The organism is Pseudomonas sp. GM41(2012) (assembly GCF_000282315.2).
GTDB lineage: Bacteria > Pseudomonadota > Gammaproteobacteria > Pseudomonadales > Pseudomonadaceae > Aquipseudomonas.
This window is the reverse complement of sequence record NZ_AKJN02000010.1, coordinates 13,779-28,775: the sequence shown is the minus strand read 5'-3', so window position 1 is coordinate 28,775 and position 14,997 is coordinate 13,779. Positions and strand designations below refer to the sequence as shown.

Sequence of the window (14,997 nt, the reverse complement as noted above, 5' to 3'; positions counted from 1 at the left end):
TGATAAGGCCCAGAGTGTAGCTGGGCGAGATGTCAGCGCTTCGGCTTGGCAATGGCTTTCTTTAGTCTCAATGTGCCATCACTGTGACGCAGCACTCGGAATGTTTACTGGAAACCATCACGCAAGTCCCCTTGTCGTGCCAGAAACCGCCCTTCCCTTCTTCCGTTTGCCTGGCCTTCGCTGTAACTCAAGACACCGTTGATCCAAACCCCATCGATACCTTCCGCCGCCCGTTGCGGATCATTGAAATCCGCCACATCGCGAATCGTCACAGGATTGAACAACACCAGATCCGCCCAATGTCCTTCACGGATTTCGCCACGTTCCTTCAAGCCAAATCGCGCAGCCGACAACCCGGTCATTTTGTGCACGGCGGTGTGCAGCGGAAACAGCCCCACGTCGCGACTGAAATGTCCGAGCACGCGTGGGAATGCGCCCCACAAGCGGGGATGCGGAAACGGGTCTTCCGGCAATCCGTCAGAGCCGACCATCGACAGTGGATGCGCGAGGATTCTTCGTACGTCCGCCTCGTCCATTCCGTAATACACCGCGCCGGCCGGTTGCAGGCGTCGAGCAGCATCCAGCAGCGGCACGCCCCACTCGTCGGCGATGTCCATCAGGTCACGGCCACCCACTTCAGGGTGCGGCGTTGACCAGGTGATGGTGATGCGATGAGCGTCGGTGACTTGCTTGAGGTCCAGCGTCGACGAACTCGCCGCGTAGGGGTAACAGTCGCAGCCTACCGGGTGGGTTTTGGCCGCGTGTTCAAGGGACGCCAGCAGTTGCGGACTGCGCCCCCAGTTACCGGCGCCGGCGCATTTGAGGTGGGAAATGATCACCGGTGTTTTGGCATGACGGCCGATCTGGAACGCCTCATCCATGGCCTCCAGCACCGGCTCGAATTCGCTACGCAAATGGGTGGTGTAGACCGCGCCGAAGGCGGTCAGCTCTTCGGTCAGTTGCATGACTTCATCGGTGGAAGCCGAGAACGCGTTGGCATAGGCAAGCCCCGTGGACAGGCCCAACGCACCGGCCTCAAGACTCTCGCGCAGTTGCTCGCGCATCGCACTGATTTCGTCCGGTGTAGCGGTGCGAAACAGGTCGTCGAGGTGGTTGCTGCGCAGCGCCGTGTGACCGACCAGTGCAGCCACGTTCAGCGTGGTGTTCGCCGCTTCGACGGCTGCGCGGTAGTCGCTGAACCTCGGATAAACAAACGCCGCGGCGGTGCCGAGCAGGTTCATAGGGTCGGGCGGATCGCCGCGTAAACTCACCGGTGACGCGCTGATCCCGCAGTTGCCGACAATCACGGTAGTCACGCCCTGGCTGAGCTTGGGCAGCATCTGCGGCTGGCGGATCACCACGGTGTCGTCGTGGGTGTGCACGTCGATGAAACCTGGCGCCAACACGCGGCCGGCAGCGTCAATTTCTTCAGTGGCGCTGGCATTGTGCAAGTCGCCGATACGCTCGATGCGGCCGTTCAGAATCGCCACGTCGGCGGGATAACCCGGCGTGTTGCTGCCGTCGATAATCAGGGCGTTGCGAATCAGCGTGTCGTACATCATGTCAGTCTCCCAGCGGCAAATGATCGTCGCCGCCGCGGTAATCGTCGAGGGCGAGTTTGATCCGCCGCAGGCGCTCTTGATTGTCTTCAGGATTGGCCAGCGCCAGCTCGGTGGCGAGCACGTCGATGGCCAGCAACATGCCGTAGCGCGCCGCCGTGGGTTTGTAGATGAATGAGGTCTCGACACCTTGCAGCGGCAGCAGCACATCCGCCAATTGCGCCAGCGGTGAGTCGGCCCGGGTGATGGCGAGTATTCGTGCGCCGTAGCTGCGCGCCAGCTCGACGGCCTCGAGCAATTCGGGGGTGATGCCGGTCAGCGAACAGGCAATGACGGCGCGTTCGGCATCGAGGCTGGCAGCGGTGACGCGCATCATCACCGGGTCGTGGCACACCGCAATCGGGTAGCCGAATCGCACCAGCCGCACTTGCAATTCATCACTGCACAAGGTCGAGCAACCGCCCATGCCGAACGCGTGAATCATCCGCGCCTTGCCCAGCAGTTTCACCGCATCGGCGAAACGTGATTCGTCGAAGGCCGACAGATGCTGGCGCAGGGTCGATTCGATATCGCCGACTATCTGCCCGTAAAACGCCGACTGCTCGGGCGTGCCCGCAGGGTCGAGGAACCGACTGCCGACACCGCTGGCCTGGGCCAGTTGCAGGCGCAGATCGCGCAAGTCGCGGCAGCCGACGGTGCGAGCGAAACGCGAGAGCGTGGCGGTGCTGACTTCCGCCCTCAGCGCCAGTTCATCGAGACTGGCGGCGGAGGCAAATCCTACGTCGTCGAGCATCAGCCGAGCGATGCGTCCTTCGCCCGCGCTGAAGGAATCCTGACGGGCGCGGATCTGGTAGAGGATGTCCATGGCGGGCGGCTCCGGCTAAAGCAGGTAAGAAAGGCCAACGGTCAGACCGAAGGCGACGACCGAGATAATGGTCTCGAGCACCGTCCAGGTCTTGAAGGTCTGGGCGACAGTCATGTTGAAGTATTCCTTGATCAACCAGAAACCGCCGTCATTGACGTGGGAAAAGATAACCGACCCCGCGCCTGTCGCCAGCACCAACAGCTCTGGATGGGGATAACCCAGACCAATGGCCACCGGCGCGACGATCCCCGATGCGGTGGTCATGGCCACCGTGGCAGAACCGGTGGCGATGCGCATCAACGCAGCAAACAGCCAACCCATCAACAGCGGCGACAGGTGGAATACCTGGGCCAGGCTGACGATCTGGTCGGTGACGCCAGCGTCCACCAGAATCCGGTTCAAGCCACCGCCCGCGCCCACCAGCAAGGTGATGCTGGCGGTCGGTGCCAGGCATTCATTGGTGAATTTCAGGATCGATTCGCGGTTGAAGCCCTGGGCCAGACCGAGGGTCCAGAAGCTCAGCAAGGTCGCCAGCAACAAGGCGATCACCGAATTGCCGATGAACAACAGAAACTGATTGAAACCGCTGCCCGGCGTGGAAATCAGATTGGCCCAGCCACCGACCAGCATCAGCACCACCGGCAGCAGAATAGTCGCCATGGTAATGCCGAAACCCGGCAGGCTGTCGCGCGGTTCACGCTCGAGGAACTGACGTTCCAGCGGGTTATCTTCCGGCAATTGAATGCGCGGCACGATGAACTTGGCGTACAGGGGGCCGGCGATGATCGCGGTCGGAATCCCGATCAGGATCGCGTAGAGCAAGGTCTGTCCCACCGAGGCCTGATAGGCCTGCACTGCCAGCATCGCCGCCGGGTGTGGAGGCACCAGCGCGTGGACCACCGAGAGCCCGGCGACCATCGGCAAACCGACCATCAGAATCGACACGCCCACGCGCCGCGCCACGGTAAATGCGATCGGCACCAGCAGTACAAAACCGACTTCGAAGAACAGCGGCAGTCCTACAAGGAAAGCGATGCAGACCATCGCCCAGTGGGCATTTTTCTCACCGAAGCGGTCGATCAACGTTCGCGCCATCTGCTCGGCACCGCCGGACTCGGCCATCATTTTGCCGAGCATCGTGCCCAGTGCGACCACCAGTGCGATATGGCCCAGCGTCTTGCCGACGCCCGCTTCGTACGCCCCCACCACGCCCGACGGCGGCATCCCGGCCAGCAGCGCCAGGCCGATGGACACCAGGGTGATGACAATGAACGGATTGAGTCGGTAACGGGCGATCAGAACGATCAGCGCGATGATGGCGATGGCGGCGTAAACCAGCAGCCAATAGCCGAAGGACGGTGTCATGCGGTACTCCTCGAAAGGGTCACGTCGAATGGGTTGTGAAACTCATAAAACATTTCGATGGGTGATTTTCAAACGAGGTGAAAGTAATTTTCGTGGAGGGATAAGGGTTGTCGCGTAGAGGTATGCGAGGTCGCTAAATATGCAAATCAGATAGGTGAATTTACATCCCGATTTCCCTGTGGGAGCGAGCCTGCTCGCGATGAGGGAGAGTCAGTCAACAGTGATGTGACTGATACACCGCCATCGCGAGCAGGCTCGCTCCCACAGGGATTTTGCTGGAGACCTTAGTCGTGACTGACGCGGGCGCGCTTGAGCAATTTCTTGCAGCGTTCGGACAAGTGCAGCACGCGCAGGTGCTTGCCGGCTTTGGCGTAGCGTTCACGCAGCGTTTTTAGAGCGGCTATCGCCGAGTAGTCGACGAAGCTCAGGTGGCGACAATCGATCGTCACTACGGGTGGGTCGTTGGCGGGGTCGAACTGGTTGAGAAAAGGCGTAGTCGAGGCGAAGAACAGCGTGCCATGCAGGTGGTAGAGCTTACTGCCGTCGACTTCAAGATGACTGTCGGCATAGAGCTCGCGGGCCTGCTGCCAGGCGAAGTTGAGCGCCGCAATAATGATCCCGCAGAGCACGGCAGTGGCCAGATCGGTGAACACCGTAATGACCGTCACCGCGATGATCACCAACACGTCATTCAGCGGCACTTTGTTCACCACCCGAAGCGAGGCCCAGGCGAAGGTCTGCTGCGCCACCACAAACATCACCCCGACCAATGCGGCCAGTGGGATGCGCTCGATCAACGGTGACAAAAACAATATGAAAAGCAGAATCATCACCCCGGCCACCACACCGGACAGCCGACCGCGACCACCGGAGCTGAGGTTGATCACGGTCTGCCCGATCATGGCGCAACCGCCCATGCCGCCAAACACACCGGAAACCATGTTGGCTGCCCCCAGCGCCACACATTCGCGATCCGGGTAGCCACGGCTCTCGGTGATCTCATCGGTGAGGTTCAGGGTCAACAGGGTTTCCAGCAGGCCGACCAACGCCATCAATATCGCGTAAGGGGCGATGATGCGCAGGGTGTCCAGGTTCCATGGGATGTCTGGCAGCGCAAACGTCGGCAAGCCACCAGCGATGTGCGCCATGTCACCCAAAGTGCGGGTTGGCAGACCAAGCAGATAAACCGCCAGCCCAACGCCCAGAATCGCCACCAGCGCCGGCGGTACGGCGCGCGTCAGGCGCGGCAGCACGTAGACGATGGCCATCGTCACGGCAACCAGCCCCGCCATCATGTACAGCGGCGTACCGCTGAGCCAGACGTCACCGCTCTTGAAATGTTCCAGCTGCGCCAGGGCAATGATGATCGCCAAGCCGTTGACGAAGCCGAGCATCACCGGGTGCGGCACCATGCGCACCAGCTTGCCAAGCTTCAGCAGTCCGAACGCCAGCATGATCAGCCCACCCAACAGAACGGTGGCGAGCAAATACTGCACACCGTGCTGCACCACCAACGCGACGATCACCACGGCCATTGATCCGGCGGCGCCGGACACCATGCCCGGTCGCCCACCGAAAAGCGCGGTCAGGGTGCAAATGATGAAAGCGCCGTAGAGCCCCATCAATGGATTGAGGTGGGCAACCAGCGCGAAGGCGATGCATTCGGGTAGAAGAGCGAAAGACGTGGTGAGCCCGGCCAGGGTATCGGCGCGCAGATGTTTGGGTTTCATGGCTGATCTAAATACAGGCGGGAAAAGAGGGGGCGGATGTTACGGAATTGAGGACGGCCCGGCCAGTTGTTGGGTCGCCGGAAGTGCAATCGCGAGCAGGCTCGCTCCCACATTTGATCTCCACTCGACACAGATTTTGTGTACGAAGAAGATCCACTGTGGGAGTGAGCCGGCTCCGGGCGGCGTTCCGACGATGAACGATGACGCGGTCTAGAGTGAACTCAAACCATCTCGTCACGAATCCATTCAATCACCGAAGTCCGCTTCGGCACCCAGCCCAGCAATTCCCGCGCCTTTTTACCGCGAACCCGACTGTTGGAGCCCAGGCCATAGTTGGCCATTTCATAACCCCACTCGGCTTCGGCCTCTTTCAGCGGCCAGTCTTGTGGCTCATCCAGATTCAGCGCTTGGGCAATCGCAGTGGTCATGTCGATGAACGACGCTTCACCGCTTTCGACGAAGTAGAAAGTGCCCGGTACGTTTTTGGTCAGCGCCAGCAGGTACAGGGAAACCACGTCTTCGATGTGCACGTTGGACCAGATGTTCTGGCCGGTACCGACATGCCGGACCACGCCACTTTTACGCGCCTGTTTCAGCAAACGCGGCAACTGCACGCTGTCGCGATTCACGCCCAGGCTATGGCCGTAGATCAGGGTGTTGCAGATGACTGCCGAGTTCACCCCGTCCTTTGCTGCGGCGAGGATCAGGTTGTCGATGGCCACGCGCGCCGCCTTGTCGACGGTCGGCTCCGGCAGGTGGTCTTCGTAATAGATAACGTCGCTGGATTTGCCGCCCGATGCATCGCCGACGATGCTCGAGCCGCTGGTGTGCAGGAACACTTTGTTGGAACCGCGAAGTGCATTGAGCAACGCTTCTACCGCGCCGCGGTGGTCGCTGCTGGCGGCGTTGATCACGGCATCGGCAGCGCGGGCCTGTTCGGCCAGTAGGGCGCTGTCGTCAAGCGTGCCGAGCACCGGGATGATGCCCAGAGCGCTCAGTTCATTGGCTTGTTCGGCGTTGCGAACCAGGCCAGTCACCTTGTGGCCAGCCTGGACCAGGCCGGTGGCGATGGAGCCGCCGATAAAACCTGCTGCGCCGGTTACGAATACGTTCATGGAGAGACTCCCTGCGTTAATAAGTGATGCGGCCAGTATCGAGAACCGATGCCTTCGGAAACAGACAGCGTTGCCCAATTCACTCTTGCGCAGGGGTCACGAATCAGCCCTTGAAATCCGCGTTCGCATAAGCCGCCAATTTGCCCTGGATGAAGTCCAGGAAGCATTGAATCCGTAGGGCAAGTTGCGAGTTGCGGTAGTACACCGCATTGATCGGCTGACGATAGCCGCTGTTGAAATCCGCCAGCAGCACCTGCAAACGTCCGGCGCGGATGTCATCAATCGTCATGAAGTGCGACAGGCAGGCAATGCCTTGGCCTTCCAGCACCAGGTGCCTGATCGTCTCGCCGCTGGAGGCGCTGATCGACGCCTGAATTGGCCAACGATCACCGTGAACATAACGCAGCGGCCATTGGTTGAGGCCTTCGTTGTGGGTAAAGCCCAGCAGCGTGTGCCCGGACAAATCCGCCACTTCAGCCGGTACTCCATGTTTTTCAAGATAGGCCGGGCTGGCGACGATGTGCAGCGGACTGCAACCCAGGGATCGAGCGTGCAAGGTCGAGTCGGCGAGCGTGCCGATGCGGATAGCGATGTCGGTGCTTTGCTCGAGCAAATCGATGATCAGATCGTTGCTGTTGAGTTCCAGCTGGATGTCCGGATAGAGCCGGCGGAACTCGTCGATGTACGGCACGATGGCGTGCAGCATGAACGGCGATGCGGCATTGATCCGCAGACGCCCGGACGGGGTTTGCTGACGCGAGGTCAGGCGCTCTTCAAGCTCGTCCATCTGATCGAGAATCAGCTTGGCGTGCTCGAAGAAATACTTGCCCTCTTCAGTCAGGTCCATGCGCCGCGTGGTGCGGTTGATCAGCGTGGTATCGAGTTTCGCCTCCAGCCGCGACAGCGTACGGCTGACCGCTGAAGGCGTTTGCCCGACCTGTTCGGCCGCAGCGGAAATCGACCCGCATTCAATCACGCAGACGAAAATCTGCAACTCATCGGATCTGGCTTTCACGGATACCCCTTATCGATATTCAGCACCGTTCTACTGTACAGAGGAAATCCATTGTGGCGAGGGGGCTTGCCCCCGTTCGGCGGCGAAGCCGTCGTAAAATCAGTCAACGCAAGCTACCTGATTTTAGGTCCGCTTCGCGCACCAACGGGGGCAAGCCCCCTCGCCACAAATCAGCGCCCACTCAAGACATCGATAGTAGACCTGCCTCAAGCCTTGAGGCCGAACACCTCGGTCAAATGCTGCTCATAGCGCGCCACATCAGCCTCGATATTCGGGCGCTTCATCACGTCAACGCAGAGGAACGTCGGCAAACCGGTCATGCCTAGGAAGGTGTTGGCCTTGTGGAACGGGAAGTACACCGCGTCAACGCCCTTGGCTTCGAAGAAATCGGTCGGGTCGTCGAAGGCTTGCTGCGGCGCGTTCCAGGTCAGGGACAACATGTATTGCTTGCCCTGCAACAGACCACCGCTGCCGTACTTTTGCGACGAGTCGGAACGGGTGCGACCGTCACTGGCGTACAGGCTGCCATGGCCTTCGGTGAAGACTTCGTCGATGTACTTCTTGACGATCCAGGGCGCGCCCATCCACCAGCCGGGCATCTGATAAATGATCACGTCGGCCCAGAGGAATTTGGCGACTTCTTCGGCGACGTCGTAACCCTCGTCGATGAAGGTGGCTTTCACGTCGACGCCGCCGCGATCCAGCACGCTCAGCGCGGCTTCATGCAGGGTGGCGTTGTAGCGGCCATCGGAGTGGGCAAATTTTTTGCCGCCATTGAGCAACAGGACTTTTTTCATGGGAAGTCTCGGAAGGCTGGAATTCGATGGCGGCAGAGTAGCGATCTGCCTCACGCGGAATAAGCGCTGAATTCACAAAATTCATTTGACCTATACGCACGAATCGACAGCCGATTGTTGCCATAGACTTGCGCCGATTCTGAACTTGAGGAGATTTCTGATGAGTGAAATGCAAGGCTTCATTCTGCACGCCAAGACCCGCCCTGAAAAATCCGACGCCTTCGAAGCGTTTTTCAGTGGTTATGTAGAAGCGAGCCGCGCCGAACCCGGTTGCATCGAGTACCACATGTTGCGCGACAAACAGGACCCGACGCTGTTTATCTTCTACGAGATCTGGCAGTCCCAGGCTCACTTGGACGTGCACTCGAACCTGCCGCACATGAAACAATTCCTCGAGCAGCGCGATGAGTACCTGGAACGGGATTTCGATATCCGCGCCATCGACATGCTCAGCCCGTCGTCCGCTACCCGCTGATCAGCAAGTGGCCGCCGAGCGCGCCCAGGCCGATGAAGAACACACGTTTGAACAGCACGGCGCTGATCCGCTGGCGCAACCATTGCCCCAGCAACATGCCGAGCACCGCCGGGATCAGCGCCAGCAACGACGCACTTAACTCGCCACCGCCCAGCGCGCCGCGCCATAACAGGCCGGCGGCCAGGGCCAGAGTCGAGACGGTGAACGACAGACCCAGCGCCTGCACCAGTTCATCCTTGCTCAAGCCCAACGCTTGCAGATAAGGCACGGCCGGAATCACGAAGACGCCGGTGGCCGAGGTGATGACGCCCGTCAACAGGCCACAAAGCGGACCGAGCCAACGCTCGGTGTGACGGCCGACACGCAAGGTCGGCAGGAACAATCCGCTCAACGCATAGAGCAACAGCGCAGCGCCCAATCCCCGTACAACCCAATGACCATCGGCCATGCCGATCCACATCGTGCCAGCCCCGGTGCCGATGAAGATCGCCAGCAGCATTGGCCACAACCGTTTGATCAACCCCCGCAGATGCCCGCCGAATGCAAGTTGCCAGACATTGGTGAGCGTTGCGGGGATGATCAGCAGCGCGGCAGCCTGCGACGGCGCCATAGCCAGACCGAGCAATCCCATCGCGATGGTCGGCAGACCGAGGCCGATCACCCCCTTGATCATGCCGGCCAGCAGAAAGGTTGCGATGACCATCAAGGAAAGGGCCAGACCGAGGTTTTGATAGAACGCGGCGAGTGTATTCATGGGGTTATGGTGAGCCTGGAAGGGCCGGTTGAAAATCTTCCATATACTGAGGGTGCCTCTTGCTTTGGCAGAGGCTGGAATTTTTGCTGCGGCCACTGGCCGCCTTCGCGGGTAAGCCTTGCTCCTACAAGGGATCGGAGTCCGCCGCAAATCCAATGTAGGAGCGAGGCTTGCCCGCGAAGGCGCCAGCACAGACAACACACATCCAAAGGCTGACGATGCACTTCGACCTGACCGACCTGCGCCTTTACCTGAACATCCTCGACAGCGGCAACATCACCGCCGGCGCGGCTCGCAGTCATCTGTCCCTGGCAGCGGCAAGTGCGCGCATCCGCGCCATGGAGGCTTCGTTGGGGATCGAGTTCCTGCAGCGAGGTCGCCGCGGTGTCAGCCCGACCCCGGCCGGCAAGGCCCTGGCGCAACACGCCCGCGTCCTGCTGCAACAAGCCGAACGCATGCAGCAGGATCTGGCGGAATACGCCAACGGCGTCAAAGGTCAGGTGCGGTTGTTGTGCAACACCACAGCAATCACCGAGTACCTGCCGGAGTTGCTTGCGGACTTTCTTCGCGACCACCCCAACCTCGACATCGATCTGCAAGAACTGCCCAGCGCACGCATCACCCACGCCTTGCGCCAAGGTGCGGCAGACCTGGGGATCGTCTCTGACGCCGTGGACACCGATGACCTGCAAACCCGCCCGTTTCGCGACGATCCGCTGGTGCTGATCATGCCCCGCGATCATCCCTTGGCACACTCAGATATCGTGAGCTTCAGCGACACCTTGCACCACGATTATGTCGGTCTGAACGCCAACAGCGCGTTGGCGGTGTACCTGGAAGAACAGGCGCTGCACACCGGGTCGCGCATGCAAATCCGCATTCGTGCCGACGGTTTCGAGGGTGTGATGCGCATGGTCGCTCGGGGGGCCGGGCTGGCGATCGTGCCCCTCGCAGCGGTTGAGCGCTGGCGCGACGAACAATCCTTCAAGAGCTTCGCCCTGCAAGAATCGTGGGCCATGCGCAAACTCCTGCTCTGTGCGCGGGACTTTGAGACGCTGCCCGGTTACGCCAAGGCGTTGCTGCACGCCTTGACTCTCCCCTGAGGGGCAGACTTTACCCTTGAGTTTTTCATCTTCAAGGACAGAGACGATGGGCAAGCGAATTCTGGTGATTCTGGGTCATCCGGCGAGCAACAGTTTCTGCGGCGCACTCGCCGAGCGTTACGCCCAGTCGGCGATGCGTGCCGGGCATGAGGTGCGCCAGTTGATTCTGGGCGCAATGGACTTTGACCCGGTGCTGCGTGAAGGTTATCAACAGGTCCAGCCACTGGAAGCCGACTTGCGTCAGGCGCAGACCGACATCCTATGGGCCGAGCACCTGACGCTGGTTTATCCGATCTGGTGGGGCGGCATTCCGGCGTTGCTCAAGGGCTTTTTCGATCGGGTGTTCCTGCCGGGTTTCGCGTTCAAATACCGCGAAGGCAAAGCCTTTCCCGACAAACTCCTGCACGGTCGCAGCGCCCATTTGCTGGTGACCATGGACACGCCACCCTGGTATTACCGCTGGGTCTATCGCATGCCTGGATTGCATCAGGTACGCAAAACCACGCTCGCGTTCTGCGGCATCGAGCCACAACGCACGCTCACGTTCGGCCCGATTCTCGGTTCCAGCGCTGACCAGCGTGAAACCTGGTTGCTGCAGGCCCAGGCTATCGCCAGCCGCTGAGTCTGCCGATAATGCACCGGGCTACCACGGCGAAAAGGGACTTTCCATGTACATCGGCCAAGCCGCGCAACGCTCCGGAACCACGATCAAGAGCATCCGCCATTACGAGTCGATCGGCCTGCTGCCTACCGCTCAGCGGCTGGGAAAATACCGCGTCTATGACCAGCAAAGCGTTGACCTGCTGATCTTCATCAAGTGCGCGCAACAGCTGGGTTTCAAGCTCAAGGAATTACAGTCGATCTTCGCCGGACACCAAGGGCCGCAAATGCCGTGGGAACTGGCCCATCAGGTCATCGCTGCCAAGAAGCAGGAAATCAGCGAACGGATCGCTGCGCTGTCACAGCAGCATTCGCAATTGGTCGAGTTCGAAGCCAGCCTCGAACAGAGCCGGTTCGATTGCCCGCTGAACAATCTTTGAGGGCAATGCGCGTTTCTGGACAGCTCAATGTCGAGCACAGACAACTGACCGGTGAACGGGCGCTATAGGGTGCGACTTCAGTTCTCTAGTCCACTGCCCCGGAGTCCACATGACCGCACCTATTACCGTTCTTCGCGATACTCACCCACTGCCGGTGCTCGACGCCTGCAAATGGGAAAAACTCGAAGGCGACCCGCACACCGTCAACCTCAACGCCTACACCAGCGAAGACGGCAGCAAAATCATGGGCACGTGGATCTGCACGCCGGGCAAATGGTATGTGGAATACGTGAAGTGGGAATACTGCGATTTCCGCGAGGGGTACTGCATCATCACCCCAGAAGGAAAGGAGCCGATCCATCTGCGCGCCGGTGATATTTTCGTCATTGAGCCGGGCATGAAAGGCACGTGGGAAGTGGTTGAAACCGTGCGCAAGTATTTCGTGTTTGCCTGATGCAAAAAAACCGGGAGATCACCCGACGTGATTTCCCGGTAAATGTCGATAGGAACATGCTGCCCCTGTGGGAGCGAGCTTTTGTGGTGAGGGGGTTTACCCCCGTTGGAGTGCGTAGCGCTCCCTACATTCCTTCAGCCACACCGTGTAGGCAGGTTTTACGACGGCTTCGCCGCCGAACGGGGGCAAGCCCCCTCGCCACAATCCCGGAAAACCCCTTATTGGGGTTTGCGATAGCTGTTGATGATCGCCGAGAAGTCCTTGCCACCTTCCCCACGCTGGCTCATCGCCTGATACAACTGCTGGGCCACCGCGCCGAGCACCACCGGTTGGTGCGCCTGACGTGCCGCTTCCGTGGCCAGCCCCAGATCCTTGAGCATCAGTTCGGCACCGAACCCGCCGGTATAACCGCGCGAGGCCGGCGCCGTTTCGACGATACCCGGCCACGGGTTGTACATCTCCGAACTCCAGCAACGACCGGTGGAACTGTTGATGATCCCGGCCAGCACCGTTGTGTCGATGCCGAGTGCATCACCGAGCGCCATCGCTTCACTGACACCGACCATCGAGATCGCCAGCAGCAGGTTGTTGCAGATCTTGGCGATTTGCCCGGTGCCGACTTCGCCGCAATGGACGATGTTGCGGCCCATCTGCGCCAGCACGGGTTGCAGTGTGGCGAACAGATCAGGGGTAGCGCCGACCATAAACGTCAGAGTCCCGGCTGCCGCACCACCCGTACCGCCCGACACCGGCGCATCCGCCATGGCCACGCCTTGCTTGGCCGCCGCCGCAGCAACATCACGCGCCGTCTGCGGATCAATGGTGCTGCAATCGACTGCCGGCACGCCCTTGGCGATACCCGCCAGCACGCCGTCTTCACCTAGCCATACGCTGCGCACATGCACAGCGGCGGGCAGCATGGTGATCACCAGTTCTGCGCCTTGAGCCGCCTCACGCGCCGAAGCGCTGATGCTGCCGCCCAGTTGCTCAAGCTCCGCCAAAACAGTTTTGTTCAGGTCGACCAGGTTCAGCGAATGGCCAGCCTTGATCAGGTTGCGCGCCATCGGCGCGCCCATGTTGCCGAGACCGATAAAAGCGATTTTCATGTCCGGCTCCTTAACGCAAGTTAATGGTGGTGTTCACACCGTCGTTGACGCTGTTGTCATCGAACCAGCGACTGGTGACAGTCTTGGTCTGAGTGTAGAACTGCACCACTTGCTTGCCATACGGACCGAGGTCGCCGAGTTTGGACCCGCGCGAACCGGTGAAGCTGAAGAATGGGACCGGCACCGGAATCGGGATGTTGATGCCGACCTGGCCGACGTCGATTTCAGTCTGGAATTTACGCGCCGCTGCACCGCTTTGGGTGAACAGGCCAGTGCCGTTGCCGAACGGGTTGGCGTTGACCAGTGCGATGGCCTCATCGAGGGTATCGACTTCCAGCACGACCAGCACCGGACCGAAGATTTCCTGGGTGTAGATCTGCATCTCTGGGGTGACGCCGGAGAACAGGGTCGGGCCGACAAAGTTGCCCTTCTCGAAGCCTGGAACCGTGATATCGCGACCGTCCAGTTCCAGCTTGGCGCCTTCCTTGATGCCGCTCTCGATCAGATCCAGAATTCGCGCCTTGGCCTTTTTGGAAATCACTGGACCAACATCAGTGCCCGCCTCACTGCCGGCATTCACTTTGAGTTTCTGCGCCAGCGCCTTCAGGTCAGGCAGCCATTGCTTGGCCGCGCCCACCAGCACCACCACGGATGTGGCCATGCAACGTTGCCCGGCCGCACCGAAACCGGCACCGACCAGCGCATTGAGCGCTTGTTCGCGGTTGGCATCCGGCAGCACAACGGCGTGGTTCTTCGCGCCCATCATCGATTGCACGCGTTTGCCGTGCTTACCGGCCAGGTCGTAGACGTGAGTGCCGACAGCGGTCGAACCGACGAAGGAAACAGCCTTGATGTCCTTGTGGGTGCAGAGCGCATCCACCACGTCTTTACCGCCATGAACGACGTTGAGCACACCGGCGGGAACACCGGCCTCGATCGCCAGTTCCACCAGCAGCATGGTCGACATCGGGTCCTGTTCGGACGGTTTGAGCACGAAGGTGTTGCCGCAGGCGATGGCCATCGGGAACATCCACAGCGGAATCATGGCCGGGAAGTTGAACGGCGTGATGCCGGCGCAAACGCCGATTGGTTGACGCAGGGTGTAGGTATCGACGCCGCCAGCAACGTTCTCGGCGAACTCGCCCATTTGCAGGCTGCCGATGGAGCAAGCGTGCTCGACCACTTCCAGGCCGCGGAAGATATCGCCTTCAGCGTCGGCGATGGTTTTGCCTTGTTCGTTGCTGAGCACCACGGCGATGCGCTTGGAGTGTTCGCGAATCAACGCCTGGAGCTTGAGCATGATGCGCATCCGCGCGCCGATCGGCGTCAGCTTCCAGGTCTGGAAGGCGCGATGGGCGGCACTGATCGCGGCGTCTACTTCCTGCGCGGTCGCGAACGGCACTTTCGCCAGCACTTGCTGGGTCGCCGGGTTTACGATGTCGTGCCATTCGGTGGTCTGGGACTCGACCCACTCGCCGTCGATCAACAGCTTTACCGTTTGGACAGTGGTTTCGTTTGGCGTGAGCGATGCGTTCATGTTGGGTCTCCGGGACGTTGTTCTTATTTAGAGAGCTATCTGTGGAGCCAAGGCGAGAAAGTCGCCTTGAGATAAAGCGTGC

General features: G+C 60.3%; 15 protein-coding genes. 5 read left to right on the top strand and 10 right to left on the bottom strand.

Annotation, left to right across the window (positions count from 1 at the left end):
• Nucleotides 1–104 precede the first annotated feature (104 nt).
• The 7 genes from PMI27_RS03180 to PMI27_RS03210 all read right to left on the bottom strand — a co-directional run bounded on the left by PMI27_RS03180 (nucleotide 105) and on the right by PMI27_RS03210 (nucleotide 8,446).
• A complete protein-coding gene (locus tag PMI27_RS03180; protein ID WP_008149078.1) occupies nucleotides 105–1,562 on the bottom strand; it encodes an N-acyl-D-amino-acid deacylase family protein in 1,458 nt (485 codons plus the stop codon).
• A gap of 1 nt (nucleotide 1,563) precedes the next feature.
• Entirely contained in the window at nucleotides 1,564–2,424 is an 861-nt protein-coding gene (locus PMI27_RS03185; protein ID WP_008149080.1) for a MurR/RpiR family transcriptional regulator, read from the bottom strand.
• A gap of 15 nt (nucleotides 2,425–2,439) precedes the next feature.
• Nucleotides 2,440–3,789 (bottom strand): GntP family permease, encoded by a 1,350-nt coding sequence (locus PMI27_RS03190; protein ID WP_008149082.1) that lies wholly within the window; start codon nucleotides 3,787–3,789, stop codon nucleotides 2,440–2,442.
• A 284-nt stretch (nucleotides 3,790–4,073) separates the two neighbouring features.
• On the bottom strand, nucleotides 4,074–5,519 hold the full coding sequence (locus PMI27_RS03195) for a SulP family inorganic anion transporter (RefSeq protein ID WP_008149084.1): 1,446 nt from the start codon (nucleotides 5,517–5,519) through the stop codon (nucleotides 4,074–4,076).
• A gap of 221 nt (nucleotides 5,520–5,740) precedes the next feature.
• A complete protein-coding gene (locus PMI27_RS03200; protein ID WP_008149086.1) occupies nucleotides 5,741–6,634 on the bottom strand; it encodes an NAD-dependent epimerase/dehydratase family protein in 894 nt (297 codons plus the stop codon).
• Between the two features lie 103 nt (nucleotides 6,635–6,737).
• On the bottom strand, nucleotides 6,738–7,649 hold the full coding sequence (locus PMI27_RS03205) for a LysR family transcriptional regulator (protein WP_008149088.1): 912 nt from the start codon (nucleotides 7,647–7,649) through the stop codon (nucleotides 6,738–6,740).
• 206 nt (nucleotides 7,650–7,855) lie between these two features.
• The gene (locus PMI27_RS03210; RefSeq protein ID WP_008149090.1) at nucleotides 7,856–8,446 is read right to left on the bottom strand and encodes an NAD(P)H-dependent oxidoreductase; all 591 of its coding nucleotides are present in this window, start codon (nucleotides 8,444–8,446) and stop codon (nucleotides 7,856–7,858) included.
• A 160-nt stretch (nucleotides 8,447–8,606) separates the two neighbouring features.
• Between PMI27_RS03210 and PMI27_RS03215 the strand changes: the two genes are divergently transcribed.
• Nucleotides 8,607–8,921, top strand: coding sequence for a putative quinol monooxygenase (locus tag PMI27_RS03215; RefSeq protein ID WP_008149093.1), 315 nt, complete (start codon nucleotides 8,607–8,609; stop codon nucleotides 8,919–8,921).
• Here PMI27_RS03215 and PMI27_RS03220 read toward each other — a convergent pair.
• Entirely contained in the window at nucleotides 8,911–9,675 is a 765-nt protein-coding gene (locus PMI27_RS03220) for a sulfite exporter TauE/SafE family protein (protein WP_008149095.1), read from the bottom strand. The genes PMI27_RS03215 and PMI27_RS03220 overlap by 11 nt on opposite strands.
• 218 nt (nucleotides 9,676–9,893) lie before the next feature.
• Between PMI27_RS03220 and PMI27_RS03225 the strand changes: the two genes are divergently transcribed.
• The 4 genes from PMI27_RS03225 to PMI27_RS03240 all read left to right on the top strand — a co-directional run bounded on the left by PMI27_RS03225 (nucleotide 9,894) and on the right by PMI27_RS03240 (nucleotide 12,272).
• Nucleotides 9,894–10,778: a LysR substrate-binding domain-containing protein gene (locus PMI27_RS03225; RefSeq protein WP_008149097.1), complete on the top strand. Its 885-nt coding sequence runs from the start codon at nucleotides 9,894–9,896 to the stop codon at nucleotides 10,776–10,778.
• A gap of 46 nt (nucleotides 10,779–10,824) precedes the next feature.
• Nucleotides 10,825–11,400 carry an NAD(P)H-dependent oxidoreductase gene (locus tag PMI27_RS03230; RefSeq protein ID WP_008149099.1) on the top strand — a complete coding sequence of 192 codons (576 nt, stop codon included), beginning with the start codon at nucleotides 10,825–10,827 and terminating at the stop codon, nucleotides 11,398–11,400.
• A 46-nt stretch (nucleotides 11,401–11,446) separates the two neighbouring features.
• Nucleotides 11,447–11,818, top strand: a complete 372-nt coding sequence (locus tag PMI27_RS03235) for a MerR family transcriptional regulator (protein ID WP_008149102.1) — start codon at nucleotides 11,447–11,449, stop codon at nucleotides 11,816–11,818.
• Nucleotides 11,819–11,927: 109 nt separating this feature from the next.
• A complete protein-coding gene (locus PMI27_RS03240) occupies nucleotides 11,928–12,272 on the top strand; it encodes a cupin domain-containing protein (RefSeq protein ID WP_007946320.1) in 345 nt (114 codons plus the stop codon).
• A gap of 218 nt (nucleotides 12,273–12,490) precedes the next feature.
• On the opposite strand, the gene mmsB is transcribed toward PMI27_RS03240, so the two are convergent.
• Nucleotides 12,491–13,378: a 3-hydroxyisobutyrate dehydrogenase gene (gene mmsB, locus PMI27_RS03245; protein WP_008149105.1), complete on the bottom strand. Its 888-nt coding sequence runs from the start codon at nucleotides 13,376–13,378 to the stop codon at nucleotides 12,491–12,493.
• Nucleotides 13,379–13,388: 10 nt separating this feature from the next.
• Nucleotides 13,389–14,915 (bottom strand): CoA-acylating methylmalonate-semialdehyde dehydrogenase, encoded by a 1,527-nt coding sequence (locus PMI27_RS03250; RefSeq protein ID WP_008149107.1) that lies wholly within the window; start codon nucleotides 14,913–14,915, stop codon nucleotides 13,389–13,391.
• Nucleotides 14,916–14,997: the final 82 nt, after the last annotated feature.

What these genes read in the sequence shown, in the direction of transcription:
- PMI27_RS03180 (WP_008149078.1), bottom strand. Translation starts at nt 1,562, where the DNA reads ATGATGTACGACACGCTGATTCGCAACGCCCTGATTATCGACGGCAGC.
- PMI27_RS03185 (WP_008149080.1), bottom strand. Translation starts at nt 2,424, where the DNA reads ATGGACATCCTCTACCAGATCCGCGCCCGTCAGGATTCCTTCAGCGCG.
- PMI27_RS03190 (WP_008149082.1), bottom strand. Translation starts at nt 3,789, where the DNA reads ATGACACCGTCCTTCGGCTATTGGCTGCTGGTTTACGCCGCCATCGCC.
- PMI27_RS03195 (WP_008149084.1), bottom strand. Translation starts at nt 5,519, where the DNA reads ATGAAACCCAAACATCTGCGCGCCGATACCCTGGCCGGGCTCACCACG.
- PMI27_RS03200 (WP_008149086.1), bottom strand. Translation starts at nt 6,634, where the DNA reads ATGAACGTATTCGTAACCGGCGCAGCAGGTTTTATCGGCGGCTCCATC.
- PMI27_RS03210 (WP_008149090.1), bottom strand. Translation starts at nt 8,446, where the DNA reads ATGAAAAAAGTCCTGTTGCTCAATGGCGGCAAAAAATTTGCCCACTCC.
- PMI27_RS03215 (WP_008149093.1), top strand. Translation starts at nt 8,607, where the DNA reads ATGAGTGAAATGCAAGGCTTCATTCTGCACGCCAAGACCCGCCCTGAA.
- PMI27_RS03220 (WP_008149095.1), bottom strand. Translation starts at nt 9,675, where the DNA reads ATGAATACACTCGCCGCGTTCTATCAAAACCTCGGTCTGGCCCTTTCC.
- PMI27_RS03225 (WP_008149097.1), top strand. Translation starts at nt 9,894, where the DNA reads ATGCACTTCGACCTGACCGACCTGCGCCTTTACCTGAACATCCTCGAC.
- PMI27_RS03230 (WP_008149099.1), top strand. Translation starts at nt 10,825, where the DNA reads ATGGGCAAGCGAATTCTGGTGATTCTGGGTCATCCGGCGAGCAACAGT.
- PMI27_RS03235 (WP_008149102.1), top strand. Translation starts at nt 11,447, where the DNA reads ATGTACATCGGCCAAGCCGCGCAACGCTCCGGAACCACGATCAAGAGC.
- PMI27_RS03240 (WP_007946320.1), top strand. Translation starts at nt 11,928, where the DNA reads ATGACCGCACCTATTACCGTTCTTCGCGATACTCACCCACTGCCGGTG.
- mmsB (WP_008149105.1), bottom strand. Translation starts at nt 13,378, where the DNA reads ATGAAAATCGCTTTTATCGGTCTCGGCAACATGGGCGCGCCGATGGCG.
- PMI27_RS03250 (WP_008149107.1), bottom strand. Translation starts at nt 14,915, where the DNA reads ATGAACGCATCGCTCACGCCAAACGAAACCACTGTCCAAACGGTAAAG.